The organism is Halorubrum lipolyticum DSM 21995, assembly GCF_000337375.1.
Lineage (GTDB): Archaea > Halobacteriota > Halobacteria > Halobacteriales > Haloferacaceae > Halorubrum > Halorubrum lipolyticum.
Map to the genome: position 1 here is coordinate 42,019 of NZ_AOJG01000001.1, position 15,542 is coordinate 57,560.

A 15,542-nucleotide genomic window follows, 5' to 3' on the forward strand; every position below is an offset into this window, starting at 1 on the left:
CCGAACGGTTAACACGCTGCCACCCCCGGAATCGGCCATGACCGACGCCGCGGACCGACTGTTCGTGAACGGGGAGGTACACACGCTCGGAACCCCCGAGGGGACCGGCGGCGCCCCCGGCGAGACTCACGAGGCCGTCGCCGTGCGGGACGGCGCGGTCGTCCGCCTCGGCCGGAGCCGCGAGGTGCGGTTCCTCGAGGGCGTCGACACCGACGTGGTCGACCTCGGCGGCCGCGTGCTCCTCCCCGGCTTCGTCGACGCGCACACCCACCTGACGACGGTCGGGCGGTACCTCGTCCACGCCGACCTCTCCGTCGCCGGTTCGCCCGGCGAGGCGGTCGACCTGCTGGCGGAGCGGGCGGCGGCGGTCGGGGACCGCGACTCGGCGGCGTCGGACGACGAGTCCGACGACCCCGCGACCGACTGGGTGCTCGGCTACGGCTACGACGAGTCGACGTGGGACGAGGACCGCTACCTGACCCGGGCAGACCTCGACCGCGTCTCGACCGAGCGCCCGGTCGCCGCCTTCCGCGAGGACATGCACGTCGCCGGGGTCAACGGGGTCGTCCTCGACCGGTTCGCGGGCGACCTGGCGAGCGTCCCCGACGAGACGGTGCCGGCCGACGACGCCGGCGAGCCGACGGGCGTCCTCTTAGAGAGCGCGATCGACCCGGTCTACGAGGCGGTCGAACCGGGGCGGGCGGCGACGCGCGAGCTCGTCGGGGCCGCGCTCGACGACTGCGCCGCCAAGGGGATCACGGCCTTTCACGACATGGTGCGGAACTCGCACGCCCCGCGCGTCTACCGCGACCTCGACGCCGCCGGGGAGCTGACCGCGCGGGTCCGGATCAACTACTGGAGCGACCACGTCGACGCGCTGCGGGAGGTCGGCCTGTCGACGAACGCCGGCAGCGACGCGGTCGAGACGGGCGCGATCAAGTCGTACACCGACGGGAGCTTCGGCGGGCGGACCGCGCGGCTCTCCGAGCCCTACGCGGACGCCCCCGAGGAGACCGGGCAGTGGGTCGTCGACCCGGACGAACTGGCGGCGACGGTCGCGGAGGCGACCGCGGCCGGCTACCAGTTCACCGCCCACGCCATCGGCGACGAGGCGGTCGACGCCGTCCTCGACGCCTACGAGGAAGACTCTCGAACCGATCCCGACGAGGCGCGACACCGGATCGAACACGTCGAGCTCGCCGACGACGCGGCGATCGACCGGCTCGCAGAGGCGGGGGTCGTCGCCAGCGTCCAGCCGAACTTCCTCAAGTGGGCGGGCGAAGACGGGCTCTACGAGGACCGACTCGGGCCGGAACGCACCGCCGAGACGAACCGCTACCGCGACATGCTCGACGCGGGGGTCCGCCTCGCGTTCGGCTCCGACGGGATGCCGATGGACCCCTTACTCGGCGTCCATCACGCCGTCAACGCCCCCGCCGAGGCGCAGCGACTCACGGTGACCGAGGCCCTGCGCGCGTACACCCGCGGGGCGGCGTACGCGGGCTTCGACGAGGACCGGCTCGGCACGGTCGAGCCGGGCAAGCGCGCCGACTTCGCCGTCCTCGACGCGTCGCCGTGGGAGGAGTCGGCGGCGATCCGCGACATCGACGTGGCGATGACGGTCGTCGACGGCGAGGTCGTGTACGGCGGGCGGTGAGAGCGTGTGCGACGGGAGGTAGGTCGCGTACGACGGTCGGTGAGGGCAGATCGCGGCGGCCTCCCGACCGAGAACCTCGCAAGCGCTGCCAGAAGAACGTGTTTATTAATCGTGTAGGATCTATGTGGGGATATGGCCGAGATCGCCATCGAGTACGCCGCCGGCAGTCGCCTCCGATCGGAAGCGGAGACGGCTCGACGCCTGATCGACTCCTACCTCGGCGACCGCTCCGACGTCGACCGAGTCACTCTCTCGCCCTCCAGCGAGTCCGTGTTCTGCGTCAGCGTCGAGGGCGACCGCATCTGGTGTACGGACCCACGCGAGTGGATCGACGCCGTGGAAGCGGTGACCGCGGCCCGACGACGGCTCTCGGAGCTGTCCTGATCGGAGTCGATCAGCCGTCCCGAGCGAGCGGCCGCGGCTCACTCGGTCCGGGCCGCCGCGTGCGACCGCACGAACTCCCGGAGGAGCTTGCCGGCCAGCGCCGCCGCCTGCCCGTCGTCGCGGTCGTTCACCTCGACGACGTCGAACCCGTCGGCGGTGGGCGCGACCGCGCGGACGAGGTCGCGGGCCTCCCGCGGGTCGAGCCCGAACGGCTCTTTCGTCCCGGTTCCCGGCGCGAAGCCGGGGTCGAGCCCGTCGATGTCGACCGAGCAGTACACCGACTCGTCTTTGAAAGTGTCCGCGTCGATCCCGTCGATCCACGTCCGGGCGTCCTCGGGCGGGACGACCGTCACGTCGGCGGCGGCGGCGCGCTCCCACTCCTCCTCGGAGCCGGTGCGCGCGCCGACGATCACGGCGCGGTCGACGCCGAGGTCGTCGAGGGCGCGCCGGGTGACACAGGCGTGGCTCAGCGGGTTCCCGTCGTAGGCGTCGCGCAGGTCGAGGTGGGCGTCGCAGACGACGAGGGCGTCGGGGCCGACCGCCTCGACGCCGGCGTGCGTGACGGTGTGTTCGCCGCCGAGGGTCAGGGGGACAGCGTCGTCGTAGGTGACGCTCCGCAGCTCGGCGGCGAGGTGATCGAGGTACGCCTCCACGTCGTCCCACGGGCGCACGTCGCCGGCGTCGCAGACGCCGAGCGCGGAGAAGTCGCTGTCCGTTCTGCGGTCGTAGTCGTCGTAGGTCTCGGCGAAACGCCGGATCCGGTCCGGTCCGAACCGGGTGCCCGGCTGAAAGGTGGTCGTGGCGTCTAAGGGAGCGCCGACGACCACGTACGAAGCAGCCTCGCGGTCCGTCGTCGCTCCCGGGAACATCGGCCTCGACTACCCGACGACCTTGCGCTGGCCCTCGTACTCGAGGTACTCGATGTTGTCGTCGGAGGCGAAGTCCTCGCCCTCGGGGATGCGCATGGTGAACGTCTCGTAGGTGTCGAGATCCATGACCTGCGCGTCGTTGCCGGAGACGGAGACGACCTGACCCTGCTTCCGCTCGATAATCGGGACCCAGACCTTCGCGTCGACCGGCTGCGAGAGCGAGCGCTTCTTCTCGTCGAAGACGCCTTTGCCCTCGACGCGCGCCTTGGCGCTCCCGTGTTTCCCGGGCTTTGCTGTGCTGTAGTGGTTGATCTTGCAGGGCGAGCTGTCCATCATGACGTAGCTACCCTCCTGCAGTTCGCGAACCTGCTTCTGCTCTCGCGGCATGAGCGCTACTTCCGGAGGCGCGGGTATAAACGGTTTGGAACGCCGTCGCGGGGGATCGGCGGGTCGAAATCGGCCGGCGGGAGCCGTTCCGACCAGCGCCCGATCGGGCGGCCGGTCAGGGGTCCAGCTCGTCGACGTACTCCTCGGGCTCGTCCTCGTCGTCCGCGTCGCCGTCCGGCGGGACGAACTGCCCGGTGAGGAGGTAGCTGGCGACGAAGAGTCCGATGAAGCCGACGCCGACCGCGGCGGTCGTCCGGACCACGAACGGGAAGTCGATCCACCAGAGCGCTCGGTCGGCGACCATCATCACGATCACCGCGACGAACAGCGCCTTCTGCTCGTCGGTCGGGTCGCGGACGAAGCCGACCACGTCCTCCTTGATGTCGCTGAAGAATCCCATTTTCAAACACCTCCCTCCGCGTCGGCCTCGCTCGCGGGCGCTCCCTCGATGACGCGACTCACGCGCCCCAGGCCCTCCTCGAGCTCCGCGGTCGGGAGCCCGAACCCGATCCGGAAGCGGTCCGGGAACCCGAACAGCCCGCCGGGCGCGAGCACGACGCTCTCCGTCTCGACGACCGTTCGACAGAACGCCTCGGCGTCGTCGAAGCCGTCGGGGACCGTGACGAACCCGTTGACGCCGACCGGGGCGTACCAGTCGAGGCCGTGGCGGTCGAGCCAGTCGGCGACGATCGCGCGGTTCGTCGCCGCCAGCTCGCGGTTCTCGTCCAGGATGCGCGGCTCGCGCCGACCGAGCGCCTGCTTCGCGACGTGTTGCCCGAACAGGCTCGGCGAGATGGTGGTGTAATCCTTCCAGCGCCACGCCCGCTCGACGACCGCCTCGGGGCCGGCGATCCAGCCGAACCGGAGCCCGGCGAGCCCGTACGCCTTCGTGAGGCTCGTCGTCGAGATCCCGTGGGACCCGAAGCTCGCGACCGGCGGCTGCGGCTCGTCGGCCAACAGGCGGTACACCTCGTCGCACAGCAGGTACGCGTCGTTGTCGACGGCGACGTCGTAGACCGCCCGCATCGCCGCCTCGTCGTGGTACCGACCGGTGGGGTTGTTCGGGTTGTTGACGACGATCACGGCGGTGTCGTCGCGGGCCGCGTCGGCGACCGCGTCCGGGTCGAGTTCCCACTCCGGCGGCTCCAGCTCGACGCGGGTCACCTCGCCGAACGCCTCGGGGACCGCGTGGAGCGCCTGATAGGTGGGCGTGACGACCACGGCGTGGCCGCCGGCGCCGACCGTCGGGTCGGCGTCCGACCCGTCGGCATCCCCCGCTTCGCCGCCCACGCGCCCGTCGCCGCCCTCCGCGTCGTTGCCCACGCCCCCGTCGTCGCCGAGCAGCGAGAGGAACGCGAGGAAGTTCGCCTCCTGTGTCCCGCAGGTGAACAGCACCTCGTCGGCGCTCCGGCCGTACCGCTCGCCGACCGACGCGCGGAAGTCGGGGTCGCCGTTCGTCGGGATGACGTAATCGATCCGGCCGGGGTCCAGATCGAACCGGCTCGCGTCCAGCGAGCGGATCCCGCTTTCGGCCAACATGATGTCGGCCTCGTGCTCGTACTCCGCGAACCAGCGCTCGAGGCCGAACGGGTCGATGCGCATACCTGACGTGAGAGTGGCGCGAGGTTAGATGCTACGGTCCCTCGTGCGGTCTCGAGAGCGACGCGCTCCGCGGACGGCCGCCGGCGCCGGTCGAACCCCTCCGAGGCGGCGCCACCGCAACGGCTTTCGGCCGCCGTTGCGATTCGGTACCATGTTGCTCAACCGACGGCGGCTGCTGAGCGCGTTGCTCGTCGCGGTGGCCGCGCTCGCGGCGGTCGTGTTGGCGGAGGTGCTGCGGACCGTCGTCTTCGCGGTCACCGTCGCGTACGTCCTGTATCCGGTCCGCAAGCGGCTCGTCGGGCGGGGGGTGTCCCGCCGGATCGCGTGCGTCGTCACCACCGTCGTCGCCTTCGTCGCGGCCGTCCTCCTCGTGGTACCCCTGCTCTACGTGCTGTATCGGCGGCGGGCGGCGCTCATCGAGATCCTCGGGCAGATCCCAGACGTGGTCCCGATAAGCGTGGGCGGGTTCGAGCTGGCCATCGAGCTGGCGCCGTACGTGGCGGCGGCCGAGGTGTGGGTTCGGCAGGTCGCCCTCGCGGTCGCGGCCGCGGCGCCGCGGCTCGTCTTGGAGCTCGTCGTCTTCACCTTCCTCGTGTACGGGATCCTCTACCGACCGGGAGCGGTCGGGACCGCCGTCTTCGGCGTGCTCCCCCCGGAGTACCACGACATCGCGACGCGGCTCCACGAGCGGACGCGGGAGACCCTGTACTCGATCTACGTCCTGCAGGCGGCGACCGCGGCTGCGACGTTCGTGCTCGCGTTCGCGGTGTTCTGGGCGCTCGGGTACGGTTCCCCGGTCCTGCTGGCCGTCATCGCGGCCGTCCTCCAGTTCGTCCCCGTCATCGGTCCGAGCGTGCTCGTCGTCTCGCTGGCCGCTGGAGACCTCCTCGTCGGGGAGACCGGGCGGGCGATCGCCGCGTTGGCGCTCGGCCTCGTCGTCGTCTCCTTCGTCCCCGACGCGGTGATCCGGACGCAGCTCGCCGACTGGACCGGCAGGATCTCCCCGGGGCTGTACTTCGTCGGGTTCGTCGGCGGAATCCTCACCCTCGGCGCCGTCGGGCTCATCGTCGGTCCCCTCGTCGTGTCGCTGCTGCTCGAAGTGATCGACATGCTCTCGGAACGCGACGACGCGCCGGGCCCGACGGGAGACGCCGGGAGTTCGAGGGAGTGACCCTCGGGTTCGACGGGGTGACCTTCGGCCGCGGCTCCGTCCGCACGTCGGAGCCACCAGCACGGCTTTCCCCCGTCCGACCGTCTGTCCCGTATCAGATGTCCTCGACTGACCCCCCCACTGCGCTCGACGACGCTCCGACCCTCGCGGCGCGGCGACTCGACGACCTCGCCGGGCGCGCGGCGGGGCGCTCGGATCCCGCGGACGCCCGCGGGGAGCCGGCCGCCGGTGACGGCGCGCTCGACGTGTTCGCCCCGGCGACCGGCGAGCGGATCGGCTCGGTGCCCGCCTGCGACGCGAGCGACGTCGACGCCGCGGTCGAGCGCGCCCGCGAGGCGCAGGCGGAGTGGGCGGCGACGCCCGCCGAAGAGCGCGCGGCGGTCATCGGCCGGTTCGGCGACCTCGCGGTCGACCGCCGCGACGAGCTGCTCGATCTCCTCCAGCTGGAGACCGGGAAGTCGCGCCGCACCGCGGTGGAGGAGCTGTTCGACGTGCCGACGGGGTGCGGTTACCTCGCGAACGAGGCGCCCGGCGTCCTCGCCGACGAGCGGCGAGCGGGCGTCGCGCCGGGGATCGCGACCGCGACCGTCACCTACGAGCCGGTCGGCGTCGTGGGCGTGATCTCGCCGTGGAACTACCCGCTCACGCTGTCGATGGCGGACGCGCTCCCCGCGCTCGTCGCGGGCAACGCGGTCGTCTGCAAGCCCGACGAGAAGACCCCGTACGGCGCGCTCGCGCTCGGCGAGCTGCTGGAGGTCGCCGGCCTCCCGGACGGCCTGTTCCAGGTCGTCACGGGCGAGGGGCCGACGGTCGGTCCCGCGCTGATCGACGCGGTGGACTACGTCGCGTTCACCGGCAGCACGGAGACCGGTCGGACCGTCGCCGAGCGCGCGGGACGGAACCTGATCGGCTGCTCGCTGGAGCTCGGCGGCAACAACCCCCTCGTCGTCCTCGACGACGCCGACGTCGACGAGACGGCCCGCGGCGCGGTCCAGGCCTGCTTCTCGAACGCCGGCCAGCTCTGTCTGTCGGCGGAGCGGATCTACGTCGAGGAGCCCGCCTACGAGCCGTTCCTCGACGCGTTCGTCCGGGAGACGGAGCGGCTCACTCTGGGGACCGGCTACGACTACGACGCCGACCTCGGTTCGCTGATCGACGCCGCCCAGCTCGACCGCGTGCGGAGCCACGTCGACGACGCGCGGGAGCGCGGCGCGACCGTGCTGACGGGCGGCCGCGCCCGGTCGGACGTGGCCCCGTACTGCTACGAGCCGACGGTCTTGACCGACGTCGACCCGGACGCGACGGTCGCCTGCGAGGAGACGTTCGGGCCGGTGGTCTCCGTCGCGTCCGTGCCCGACGCCGAGACCGCGATCAGGGCCGCCAACGACTCGCCGTACGGGCTCAACGCGAGCGTGTGGACGGGAGACCGCGACCGGGGCGTCGAGGTCGCCCGCCAGGTCGACTGCGGCACCGTCAACGTCAACGACGCCTTCCTCGCGACGTGGGGCGCCGCCGACGCGCCGATGGGAGGGTTCGGCGACTCCGGGTTGGGTCGGCGCCACGGGCCCGAGGGGATCCGGCGGTACGTCGAGTCGCGGACGATCGGCGTCTCGCGCGTCGGTCCCCTCACCTTCCCCGACCGGATCCCGACCGACTGGTTCGTCCGCGGCGCGTTCGCGGCGCTCTCGCTCGGACGGCGGGCGAGTCGTGGCGTTCGGTGGGTGAAACGCCGGTTTCGGCGGCGATAAGCGTCGAATCGTCGCGAACGTCGACGACCGCGGTCTCGTCCCGACCTGCGGATTGAAGGTCGTCGACCGCCACGTGAACGCATGGCAGGACCGGACCCCGCCGAACTCCGGCGAGTCGTCGACGCGTTCCCAGGGACGCCCGACGGCGGTGTCGTCGACCGCGTCAACGACCTCCTCGACGGGACGTACGGCAGGCTGACGCGGGAGTGGTACCCCGAACTCGTGGGGGTGACCGAGGCGTACCGCGACGGCGACGTCCTCCGCGAGGACGTGCTCGAACACGTGGAGGCGGTCCCGTCGTTCCGGCTCTCGGACGGCGCGGCGCCGCTCCCGGCGAAACGGCGGGCGCTCTTCGCGGCCGACGAGGCGGCCGACGAGGTGACCGAGATCGCGGGGTGGTACGCGACCCTCCGGTCGCTCGTCGACGACGATCCGGGCGATCTGACCCGCCTCGAGCGCCTGCTCCACGGGTTCGGGTACGTCTTCGCACACGGCCTCTTCCTCGGCGCCTCGTCGCCGGAGCGCGTCGTTCGCCGGCTCCGACTGGCGTACCGGTCGGTCGGCGTCGACAACGACGACGCCGCCACCGAGGCGGGCGCCGAGCGAACGACGTTCACCTGCCCGTACCGGAACGTGGGCGCCCGGATCTACGGCGAGAAGTGGGTGTGCCACGAGAAGCTCGACCGGGTCGACGACGGCTACGTGACGTACCTCGCGGAGCGGGGGATCGACTACCAGCGGCCGCGGGGCTGCGACGGGAGCGAACAGTGTTACTCCACCGTCGCTCGGGACGGCCCGGAGCCGTGGTGGCCGAAGACCGCTCCCGACGAGATCCGCGCTCGCCCGTGACCCGAGACCGTCGGCGGTCGCGACCGCGACCGCGGGGGCGGGCGAGCGAGACGCGCTCGGAGGGCGCGTCGCCCTCGGCGGCCGCCGACGAGCCCGCGGTGCGCCGGATCCAGCGCGGGTACGCCGCGTGGGCGCGGGTCTACGACTGGTTCGCGCGCGCGACTTCCTCGGTCGGGGGCGTGCGGGCGGGGTGCGTCCGGGCGCTCGACCTCGATCCGGGCGACACGGTCGTCGAGTTCGGCTGCGGCCCCGGCGTCAACGTCCCCGCGCTCCGAGAGGCCGTGGGCCCGACCGGCCGCGTCGTCGGCGTCGACGTCACCGGCGCGATGCTCGACCGGGCGCGGGCGCTGGCCGGGCGAAGGGGGTGGGAGAACGTCGCGTTCGTGCAGGGGGACGCGACCGACCCGCCGATTCGCTCGGCCGACGCGGTCCTCGCGACGTTCGTCACGTCGCTGTTCGGTGACCCGTACGCGGTCGTGAGCGACTGGTGCGACATAGCCGACAGCGTCGTCGTCGCGGCGTTCGCGCCGCGGGGGAGCCGGCCCGCCAACGCGGCCCTCTCCGCGTTCGCCCGACTGAACGGTCGGCTGTTCGACCTGACGGGAGGCGATCCGCTCGACCGGCTCGACGCGCGGACAAGGGCCGCGGGGCGGGCGATCGTCGACAACGCCGCGACGGTGACCGAGGAGCGGTATCTGTTCGGGACGATCACGGTGTGCGCCGGGCACCGCCTCGGAGACGACGGAGACGGGTGAACAGTGGAGCGAAACAGCAACGTTTAGCGCGCCCCCGGACCCACACAGCCCATGAGCTTCTTCGAGACGCTCGCGGCCCGGATCGAGTCGACGGACAGCGTCGTCTCGGTCGGCCTCGACCCGGACCCGAGTCGGCTCCCGGACGGAGTCGCCGACGCCGACCTGCCGCGGTGGGCGTTCAACCGTCGGATCATCGACGCGACTCACGAACACGCCGCGTGCTACAAGCCGAACGCCGCGTTCTACGAGGACCCCGACGGCTGGCGCGCGCTGGCGGAGACGATCGCCTACGCCCACGGCAAGGACGTGCCGGTCCTCTTAGACGCCAAGCGCGCCGACATCGGCAACACCACCCGGCGGTACGCCGCGGCGCTCGACGACGCCGACGCGATCACGGTGAACCCCTATCTCGGCCGCGACTCCCTCCAGCCCTTCCTCGACCGCGAGGAGAAGGGCGTGTTCGTCCTCTGTCGCACCTCGAACCCGGGCGGGAGCGACCTCCAGGACCTCGAACTCGCCTCCGGCGAGCCCCTCTACGAGCGCGTCGCGGCGCTCGCGGACGTGTGGAACGGCAACGGCAACGTCGGCCTCGTGGTCGGCGCGACCGCGCCCGAGGAGCTGGCCGAGGTCCGCGAGATCGTCCCCGAGATCCCCTTCCTCGTCCCCGGCGTCGGCGCGCAGGGCGGCGACGCGGAGGCCGCGGTCGAGCACGGGCTCGCGGCTCGCCCGGACGCCGCCGTCGACGTGGGGCTCGTCAACTCCTCGCGCGGGATCATCTTCGCCGGCGAGGAGTCGAGTCGGCCGGGCGACGAGGCGACCTACTTCGGCGCCGCCGGCGACGCGGCGAAGCGACTGAAAAAGCGGCTGAACCGGTACCGATAGGCGGCTCCTCGAGGCCGGCAGGGGTTCGGGCCCCTACTGCTGACGGCCGCCCAGACACGATGTACAGGCGCCCGCGCCGTCGTTCCAGTGATCGTCGCAGACGGCGTTCCCGCATCGCGGACAGCCATGCCTGGCCTGTGCCGACTCGCACACCTGACAGAGTCCGGCGACGCTCATGCCTCGCTCTCCGGTCGCGTGCCTTATCAGGGTCCGGGTGGATCCGAACGCATGCGCCAGTTCGTCGTCATCGGCCACGACGCGCCCACCGAACCCGACGCGATCTCGCTGTCGGACATCCCCGGCGCGGGCCGGCTCGACCTCCTCTGTCGGTGCGTTTCAGCGGGCGTCTTCCTCTCGCACGGGATCCGCGAGTCCGTGCGCGTCCACCTCGTCGCCGCCGACGAGTTCACGGTCACGTTCGACGCGGACAGCCTCCGGCACCTCCACCCCGACGAGCGCAACGTCGCCGCGCGGATCCGAGACGCGCTCGACGCGCAGGACGACGCCATCGGACACATGCCCGCCGACGTCTCGCCGGGAGTCGAACTCCGGCGGATGGGGCTCGACGCGACGCTGGACCGGCTGCTCGACGGCGGCGCGGGTGCGGCCACAGACCCGACCCTCGTCCAGCTCCACGAGGACGGCGACCCTCTCGTCGAGGCCGCGCCGCCGACCGATCCGGTGTTCGTCCTCTCCGACCACAGCGACTTCGCGCCCGCCGAGCGCGACCTGCTCGCCGACCGCGCGGAGCGCCGCGTGCGCGTCGGTCCCGAACTGCTCCACGCCGACCACACCGTCTCCGTCGTCCACAACTGGCTCGACACCGATGGCTACGCCTCCTACTGACGACCGGCGCACGACGACCGCGCCCGCGACCGACGACCGGTTCGCGGTTCCGCTCCGGGGCGTCGCCGTCGACCCCGAGACGCGGTGTGCCCACTGGGACACCGCCGTCGACGTGGTCGCGCTCCGGCTCAGCTGCTGTGAGACGTACTACCCGTGCGACGCCTGCCACGACGCCGTGACCGGCCACGCGGCCGAGCCGTGGCCCCGCGACCGGTTCGACGAGCCGGCGGCCCTGTGCGGGGCCTGCGGCGCGACCCTGTCCGCCCGCGAGTACCTCGACGGGGACAGCGAGGGACCAAGTCCCTCTGACAGCGAGGGACCAAGTCCCTCGGGCAACCGGGCTTCGCCCGGTGACAGCCGGACGCAGTCCGGCGACAGCGAGGCGCAACGCGCCGCTGGCAGTCGGGCGAAGCCCGACGACGCCTGCCCCCGGTGTGACGCCGGGTTCAACCCCGGCTGCCGGGCGCACCGCGACCGGTACTTCGAGGTGTGAGGCGGGCGCGTCGGGCGGTCCGTCACGGAGCGGGACCCGACCGCCCCCGATTTTCGGAAAGGTTAAAAGAACGAGCGGCCTTCCTGTGAATGCGGGCCGGTGGGGTAGCTTGGTATCCTTCGGCCTTCGGGTGGCCGTAACCACGATTCAAATTCGTGCCGGCCCATAGGATACATATACCTTTTCCACCTTTTTCTTACACTTAGAGGCACTCTCGCGTCGGTTCACGAGGTGGGGTTATGAGCNTCGTGCCGGCCCATAGGATACATATACCTTTTCCACCTTTTTCTTACACTTAGAGGCACTCTCGCGTCGGTTCACGAGGTGGGGTTATGAGCAGTGTCGAGCGGCAGATCGATGTCGATCTCGACGCTGACGGAAACGCGGCGCGCGCCGTCGTCGAAGAGCGGCGCGAGCTAGAGATCGCGGAGCTGTTCAACGATAACGGAGAGCTGCGGCTCTGGCAGGACGGTGCCGGCTGGAACGGCTACGTCCGTGAGGTCGTCGACGGTGAGACCCGCTACTACGCGGTGAACACGCGGTTCGACGAGGACGAGTGGATATCGAAGATCCGCTGTGGCGAGAGAGCGGTCCACGACGCGATCCGGAAGCACATCAAGGACAGGCACGCGGGTGGCGTCGGAAACTTCGTCAAGAGGTGTTCGCCGCCATGAGCGCCGAGACCTCCGTCGAGGCTCACCGCGAGCAGATCGCGAACCGACTGGGCGAGCCGGATCGGCTTCGCTTCCCGACCGGATGGACGATGTCCTCCAGCTGGCAGCGCGCTCAGGCGGCGCCGTCGAAGGTCGGCGCCGCGAATCCGGCCGAGTTCGACGTGCTACTCGGCTACGTCGACGACGACGGCCTCGCGAAACACCGCGTGCTGTTCGCGCTCTACGAGGGCAACCTCGTCGCTGAGTGCGAGTGCGACGGCTACCGCTTCCGCGGGTGGTGCGCTCACGTCGCGCTGCTCTGGTGGAAGTGGAGCCGCGAGGATCTCGCTGTGACCGACCTCGATGCGGGTCGGACCCACCTGTCGCCGCCGTGGTGGCTCTCGGTCGACGACGCCGAGCGAGATCGCGTCGGCGCCGAGCCCGACCACCCGGTCGCAGCTGACGGAGGTGTCGAGCAGTGACCTCCGTTTCGACTGTTTCACGTGGAACAACTGGAACGTACGAGTCGTACGGATCTACGACCCCGTCGTACGACACCGATTCGCCGTCTATCGAAGCCTTCGACAGCTCTACCTCTGAATCTCCGAAGTCGTACGAAGGTACGGGGGTGTGTGAGAAACGGCGCCCTCGTAGCGCACACGAGTGTGTGAGCGCGAACTTAGCGCGGCGCGCGCGCTGCCGCGCATTATGCGGCCGTGGCCGTGCTCGCAGGCGTAGCGGGGTGGCGGCATGAGCCGTCTCGACTGGCCGGCGGGCTTCGAGCGGACGCCGGAGTCGGAGCGCGAGCGGAACCGGAGCTTCGAGGCGACGCTCGGATCGACGACGTCGGAGCTCGAGACCGAGATGGACCGGATGGGCGTCGACCACTGGCGAGCGTCGATCGGGAACGCTCACACGAAGTCGAACGGGCTCCCGCTCCACAACGCGAACCCGGACGACCCCGGCTTCGTGCTGCGGTGGACCGACGACGAGGAGCAGTTCGCGGTGGCGTGCGACGCGTCGCCGAAGCTGCGAGACAACGTCCGATACGTGCTCAAGTGGGTCAACGAGACGCGGATGCGGAGCCAACGGCCGGTGAAGACGGGCGACTCGGAGTTCGCTGCAGCGCGGCTCCCGCCGGGAGACGAACCCCACGGAGACGCCGTCGCGACGAGCAGCGTGGCAGAACCAGCCTACAAGGTGCTCGGCGTCACGTCCGACGCCTCGGAAGGAGAGATCCGAGTCGCGTACCGCGAGCGGTTGATGGAGGTCCACCCCGACCACGGCGGTTCGGAGGAGGAGTTGAGCCGCGTTCGCGAGGCGAAGGAGGTGATGCTCGATGAGTGACTCGCGAGTCGCAAAGGCGGAGATCAGCGACGCGGAGCTGCTCGCGGCGCTCGAAGAGGCGGAGGAGGAGTACGGGTCGATGGCGGAAGCGCTCCGGAACGCGGTCAAGACGGCCTATGCCGGCGATGACGACGACGTCGACGGCGAGCGACTCAACGACGAGAACGACCTGCCGGTGAAAGCCCGCGAAGGGTACCACAAGCTGGTCGAGTGGGCCGAGGTCGGCGGTCGGCTCGAACTCGACACGGCGACTTCGATCCTCGCGAACCACCTGAACATCCCAAAGAAGGGCGTGGAAGGGCGGATCATCAAGCCGCTGGTGGGCGCGAACGTGCTCTGGAAGGACTGGTCGTATGAGAACGTGTGGGTCGTCGTCGGAACGCTCGACGGCGAGCCGCTCGGGACGGAGACAGCGCCCGATCCGTCCGAAACGGAACCGACCGAGGCCGAGATCGCGACGGACGGTGGCGGGGTTCGCGAGCGGCTCGACGAGCTGGCCGCGGCCGGCGCGGAGGTGGCCGATGGCGAGTAGAGAGCGCGTTGTCGGCGCCGCCGAGAACGTCGACAAGCGCGGTCCGTCCGACCTGGATCCCTACGAGGTCGACACAGACGAGCGGCGGGTCGTGTCGGCGTACTGCTGTACGTGCGAGGAGACGGCGACGCTGCTGCTTGAGGTGGGCGACGACTCGCCGTGGGAGCACGACAAGAAGCACGCGAGCCACACGGTCGAGTACTGGAGGGAAGCATGAGCGTCGACGAGACGCCGACGGAGGCGGCGCAGGAGCAGCCGACCGTCCTCGATGTCGACGTGGTCGGCGACCGAGCGCTGGCGACAGCAGAGCGCGGCGACGTCTCGGTCGTCGTGGAGGCGCCGGCGGGGATCTCCGCCGAGGAGTTGGAGCAGACGTTGTCGGGGGTGCCGGAGAGTATCGAGCGGACGACTGAGCGGTTTGCGAAGACGACGACCATGAGTGCCAACACCACCGAAATCGATGGGGGTACCGACGCCGAGGACGCGACTGACGACGACCTCGGAGGTGGTGCCTGATGGCAGCTGCTGACGCGGAAGCGACAGACGACGAGAGCGCTGAGGAGCCGGAATCTGGAACGGAATCGGCCGAGGGGATGACGGTGATCGTTCGGGCGGAAGTGCTGCAGCAGGTGGTTGACCAGCTACTGACGGTCGTCGACGAGGCGATCTTCCGGATCGGCTACGACGGGCTCGCGGTCGCGGCGGTCGATCCGGCGAACGTGGGTATGGTCGATCTCGACGTGGAGTCCGGAGCGTTCGAGTCGGTCGGCGACGGGATGTTCCCGATCGGGCTGAATCTGCAGCGGCTCGATGACTACATCGACGGTGCGAGCGGGGCGGACCCGGTGACGCTGTCGTACCGGCCGGAGATGCGGTCGATCTGCATCGAGCACACGAACGTCGAGGTGGAGATGGCCGGGATCGATCCGGACGCGATCCGCGGTGAGCCCGACATCCCGGACCTCGATCCCAGCGTGGAGTTCACGACCGACGCGGGAGTGTTCAGGGACGCGGTCGAGAGCGCGGAACTCGTCAGCGACTACGTCGAGCTCGAGGCGGTCGTCGACGACCAGGAGCTGGTCGTGAGCGGTATCGGCGACACCGACAAGATCGAGACGGTTCTCGGCCCCGACGAGCTCCCGGAAGCGAGCTTCGAGTCGGACGCGGTGTCGATGTACTCGGTCGCCTATCTGGTCGGCGGATCCACAGGGGGGAGCAAGTACAAGGGCCTCCTGAAACCGCTAGACAAGGGAACGGACCTCCGTGTCGAGTTCTCCCAAGAACATCCCGTGAAGATGCACTACGACTTCGCGGACGGCTTCGGGCACGTGACCGTGATGCTGGCGCCGCGGATTCAGAACAGGTGA

General features: G+C 70.6%; 20 protein-coding genes and 1 tRNA gene. 17 read left to right on the top strand and 4 right to left on the bottom strand.

Translation table 11 applies throughout. The features are described 5' to 3' along the window. The first annotated feature begins 37 nt into the window (after positions 1–37). On the top strand, positions 38–1,657 hold the full coding sequence (locus C469_RS00230) for an amidohydrolase (protein WP_008002752.1): 1,620 nt from the start codon (positions 38–40) through the stop codon (positions 1,655–1,657). A gap of 132 nt (positions 1,658–1,789) precedes the next feature. Further along, positions 1,790–2,041 (top strand): hypothetical protein, encoded by a 252-nt coding sequence (locus C469_RS00235; protein WP_008002755.1) that lies wholly within the window; start codon positions 1,790–1,792, stop codon positions 2,039–2,041. 38 nt (positions 2,042–2,079) lie between these two features. Here C469_RS00235 and speB read toward each other — a convergent pair whose 3' ends face one another. The 4 genes from speB to C469_RS00255 all read right to left on the bottom strand — a co-directional run bounded on the left by speB (position 2,080) and on the right by C469_RS00255 (position 4,899). After that, positions 2,080–2,910, bottom strand: coding sequence for an agmatinase (speB, locus tag C469_RS00240; protein ID WP_008002757.1), 831 nt, complete (start codon positions 2,908–2,910; stop codon positions 2,080–2,082). A 9-nt stretch (positions 2,911–2,919) separates the two neighbouring features. Further along, a complete protein-coding gene (locus C469_RS00245) occupies positions 2,920–3,297 on the bottom strand; it encodes a translation initiation factor IF-5A (protein WP_008002759.1) in 378 nt (125 codons plus the stop codon). A 115-nt stretch (positions 3,298–3,412) separates the two neighbouring features. Beyond that, a complete protein-coding gene (locus C469_RS00250; protein ID WP_008002760.1) occupies positions 3,413–3,697 on the bottom strand; it encodes a hypothetical protein in 285 nt (94 codons plus the stop codon). 2 nt (positions 3,698–3,699) lie between these two features. Then, the gene (locus C469_RS00255; protein WP_008002762.1) at positions 3,700–4,899 is read right to left on the bottom strand and encodes an aminotransferase class I/II-fold pyridoxal phosphate-dependent enzyme; all 1,200 of its coding nucleotides are present in this window, start codon (positions 4,897–4,899) and stop codon (positions 3,700–3,702) included. A 151-nt stretch (positions 4,900–5,050) separates the two neighbouring features. On the opposite strand from C469_RS00255, the gene C469_RS00260 reads away from it, so the two are divergent. The 15 genes from C469_RS00260 (at position 5,051) to C469_RS00330 (ending at position 15,542) form a co-directional block, all read left to right on the top strand. Next, positions 5,051–6,070: an AI-2E family transporter gene (locus tag C469_RS00260; RefSeq protein WP_008002764.1), complete on the top strand. Its 1,020-nt coding sequence runs from the start codon at positions 5,051–5,053 to the stop codon at positions 6,068–6,070. A gap of 98 nt (positions 6,071–6,168) precedes the next feature. Next, the gene (locus C469_RS00265; protein ID WP_008002766.1) at positions 6,169–7,818 is read left to right on the top strand and encodes a succinic semialdehyde dehydrogenase; all 1,650 of its coding nucleotides are present in this window, start codon (positions 6,169–6,171) and stop codon (positions 7,816–7,818) included. Between the two features lie 81 nt (positions 7,819–7,899). Further along, the gene (locus tag C469_RS00270) at positions 7,900–8,667 is read left to right on the top strand and encodes a hypothetical protein (protein WP_008002768.1); all 768 of its coding nucleotides are present in this window, start codon (positions 7,900–7,902) and stop codon (positions 8,665–8,667) included. Beyond that, positions 8,625–9,422 carry a class I SAM-dependent methyltransferase gene (locus tag C469_RS00275; RefSeq protein ID WP_049910868.1) on the top strand — a complete coding sequence of 266 codons (798 nt, stop codon included), beginning with the start codon at positions 8,625–8,627 and terminating at the stop codon, positions 9,420–9,422. Before C469_RS00270 ends, C469_RS00275 begins: the two co-directional genes overlap by 43 nt. Before the next feature lie 51 nt (positions 9,423–9,473). Beyond that, a complete protein-coding gene (gene pyrF, locus C469_RS00280) occupies positions 9,474–10,304 on the top strand; it encodes an orotidine-5'-phosphate decarboxylase (RefSeq protein ID WP_008002771.1) in 831 nt (276 codons plus the stop codon). A gap of 228 nt (positions 10,305–10,532) precedes the next feature. Next, a complete protein-coding gene (gene trmY / locus C469_RS00285; protein WP_008002773.1) occupies positions 10,533–11,150 on the top strand; it encodes a tRNA (pseudouridine(54)-N(1))-methyltransferase TrmY in 618 nt (205 codons plus the stop codon). Then, on the top strand, positions 11,131–11,643 hold the full coding sequence (locus C469_RS00290) for a CHY zinc finger protein (RefSeq protein ID WP_008002774.1): 513 nt from the start codon (positions 11,131–11,133) through the stop codon (positions 11,641–11,643). The genes trmY and C469_RS00290 overlap by 20 nt, the downstream gene beginning before the upstream one ends. A 93-nt stretch (positions 11,644–11,736) precedes the next feature. Continuing rightward, a tRNA-Pro gene (locus C469_RS00295) sits at positions 11,737–11,809 on the top strand. 166 nt (positions 11,810–11,975) lie between these two features. Then, complete coding sequence (locus C469_RS00300) at positions 11,976–12,317, top strand: hypothetical protein (protein ID WP_008002775.1); 342 nt, start codon at positions 11,976–11,978, stop codon at positions 12,315–12,317. Next, the gene (locus C469_RS00305; RefSeq protein WP_241429956.1) at positions 12,314–12,778 is read left to right on the top strand and encodes a hypothetical protein; all 465 of its coding nucleotides are present in this window, start codon (positions 12,314–12,316) and stop codon (positions 12,776–12,778) included. Before C469_RS00300 ends, C469_RS00305 begins: the two co-directional genes overlap by 4 nt. A 268-nt stretch (positions 12,779–13,046) precedes the next feature. After that, entirely contained in the window at positions 13,047–13,643 is a 597-nt protein-coding gene (locus tag C469_RS00310) for a J domain-containing protein (protein ID WP_008002777.1), read from the top strand. Continuing rightward, positions 13,636–14,175, top strand: a complete 540-nt coding sequence (locus tag C469_RS00315) for a hypothetical protein (RefSeq protein WP_008002778.1) — start codon at positions 13,636–13,638, stop codon at positions 14,173–14,175. Before C469_RS00310 ends, C469_RS00315 begins: the two co-directional genes overlap by 8 nt. Further along, a complete protein-coding gene (locus C469_RS00320) occupies positions 14,165–14,392 on the top strand; it encodes a hypothetical protein (protein ID WP_008002779.1) in 228 nt (75 codons plus the stop codon). Before C469_RS00315 ends, C469_RS00320 begins: the two co-directional genes overlap by 11 nt. Next, complete coding sequence (locus C469_RS17405; protein ID WP_008002780.1) at positions 14,389–14,691, top strand: hypothetical protein; 303 nt, start codon at positions 14,389–14,391, stop codon at positions 14,689–14,691. Before C469_RS00320 ends, C469_RS17405 begins: the two co-directional genes overlap by 4 nt. Beyond that, the gene (locus C469_RS00330; protein WP_008002781.1) at positions 14,691–15,542 is read left to right on the top strand and encodes a hypothetical protein; all 852 of its coding nucleotides are present in this window, start codon (positions 14,691–14,693) and stop codon (positions 15,540–15,542) included. Before C469_RS17405 ends, C469_RS00330 begins: the two co-directional genes overlap by 1 nt.

Bases quoted from the DNA above. Each gene is read 5' to 3' on its own strand.
- C469_RS00230 (WP_008002752.1), top strand. From the start codon at position 38: ATGACCGACGCCGCGGACCGACTGTTCGTGAACGGGGAGGTACACACG.
- C469_RS00235 (WP_008002755.1), top strand. From the start codon at position 1,790: ATGGCCGAGATCGCCATCGAGTACGCCGCCGGCAGTCGCCTCCGATCG.
- speB (WP_008002757.1), bottom strand. From the start codon at position 2,910: ATGTTCCCGGGAGCGACGACGGACCGCGAGGCTGCTTCGTACGTGGTC.
- C469_RS00245 (WP_008002759.1), bottom strand. From the start codon at position 3,297: ATGCCGCGAGAGCAGAAGCAGGTTCGCGAACTGCAGGAGGGTAGCTAC.
- C469_RS00250 (WP_008002760.1), bottom strand. From the start codon at position 3,697: ATGGGATTCTTCAGCGACATCAAGGAGGACGTGGTCGGCTTCGTCCGC.
- C469_RS00255 (WP_008002762.1), bottom strand. From the start codon at position 4,899: ATGCGCATCGACCCGTTCGGCCTCGAGCGCTGGTTCGCGGAGTACGAG.
- C469_RS00260 (WP_008002764.1), top strand. From the start codon at position 5,051: ATGTTGCTCAACCGACGGCGGCTGCTGAGCGCGTTGCTCGTCGCGGTG.
- C469_RS00265 (WP_008002766.1), top strand. From the start codon at position 6,169: ATGTCCTCGACTGACCCCCCCACTGCGCTCGACGACGCTCCGACCCTC.
- C469_RS00270 (WP_008002768.1), top strand. From the start codon at position 7,900: ATGGCAGGACCGGACCCCGCCGAACTCCGGCGAGTCGTCGACGCGTTC.
- pyrF (WP_008002771.1), top strand. From the start codon at position 9,474: ATGAGCTTCTTCGAGACGCTCGCGGCCCGGATCGAGTCGACGGACAGC.
- trmY (WP_008002773.1), top strand. From the start codon at position 10,533: ATGCGCCAGTTCGTCGTCATCGGCCACGACGCGCCCACCGAACCCGAC.
- C469_RS00290 (WP_008002774.1), top strand. From the start codon at position 11,131: ATGGCTACGCCTCCTACTGACGACCGGCGCACGACGACCGCGCCCGCG.
- C469_RS00300 (WP_008002775.1), top strand. From the start codon at position 11,976: ATGAGCAGTGTCGAGCGGCAGATCGATGTCGATCTCGACGCTGACGGA.
- C469_RS00305 (WP_241429956.1), top strand. From the start codon at position 12,314: ATGAGCGCCGAGACCTCCGTCGAGGCTCACCGCGAGCAGATCGCGAAC.
- C469_RS00310 (WP_008002777.1), top strand. From the start codon at position 13,047: ATGAGCCGTCTCGACTGGCCGGCGGGCTTCGAGCGGACGCCGGAGTCG.
- C469_RS00315 (WP_008002778.1), top strand. From the start codon at position 13,636: ATGAGTGACTCGCGAGTCGCAAAGGCGGAGATCAGCGACGCGGAGCTG.
- C469_RS00320 (WP_008002779.1), top strand. From the start codon at position 14,165: ATGGCGAGTAGAGAGCGCGTTGTCGGCGCCGCCGAGAACGTCGACAAG.
- C469_RS17405 (WP_008002780.1), top strand. From the start codon at position 14,389: ATGAGCGTCGACGAGACGCCGACGGAGGCGGCGCAGGAGCAGCCGACC.
- C469_RS00330 (WP_008002781.1), top strand. From the start codon at position 14,691: ATGGCAGCTGCTGACGCGGAAGCGACAGACGACGAGAGCGCTGAGGAG.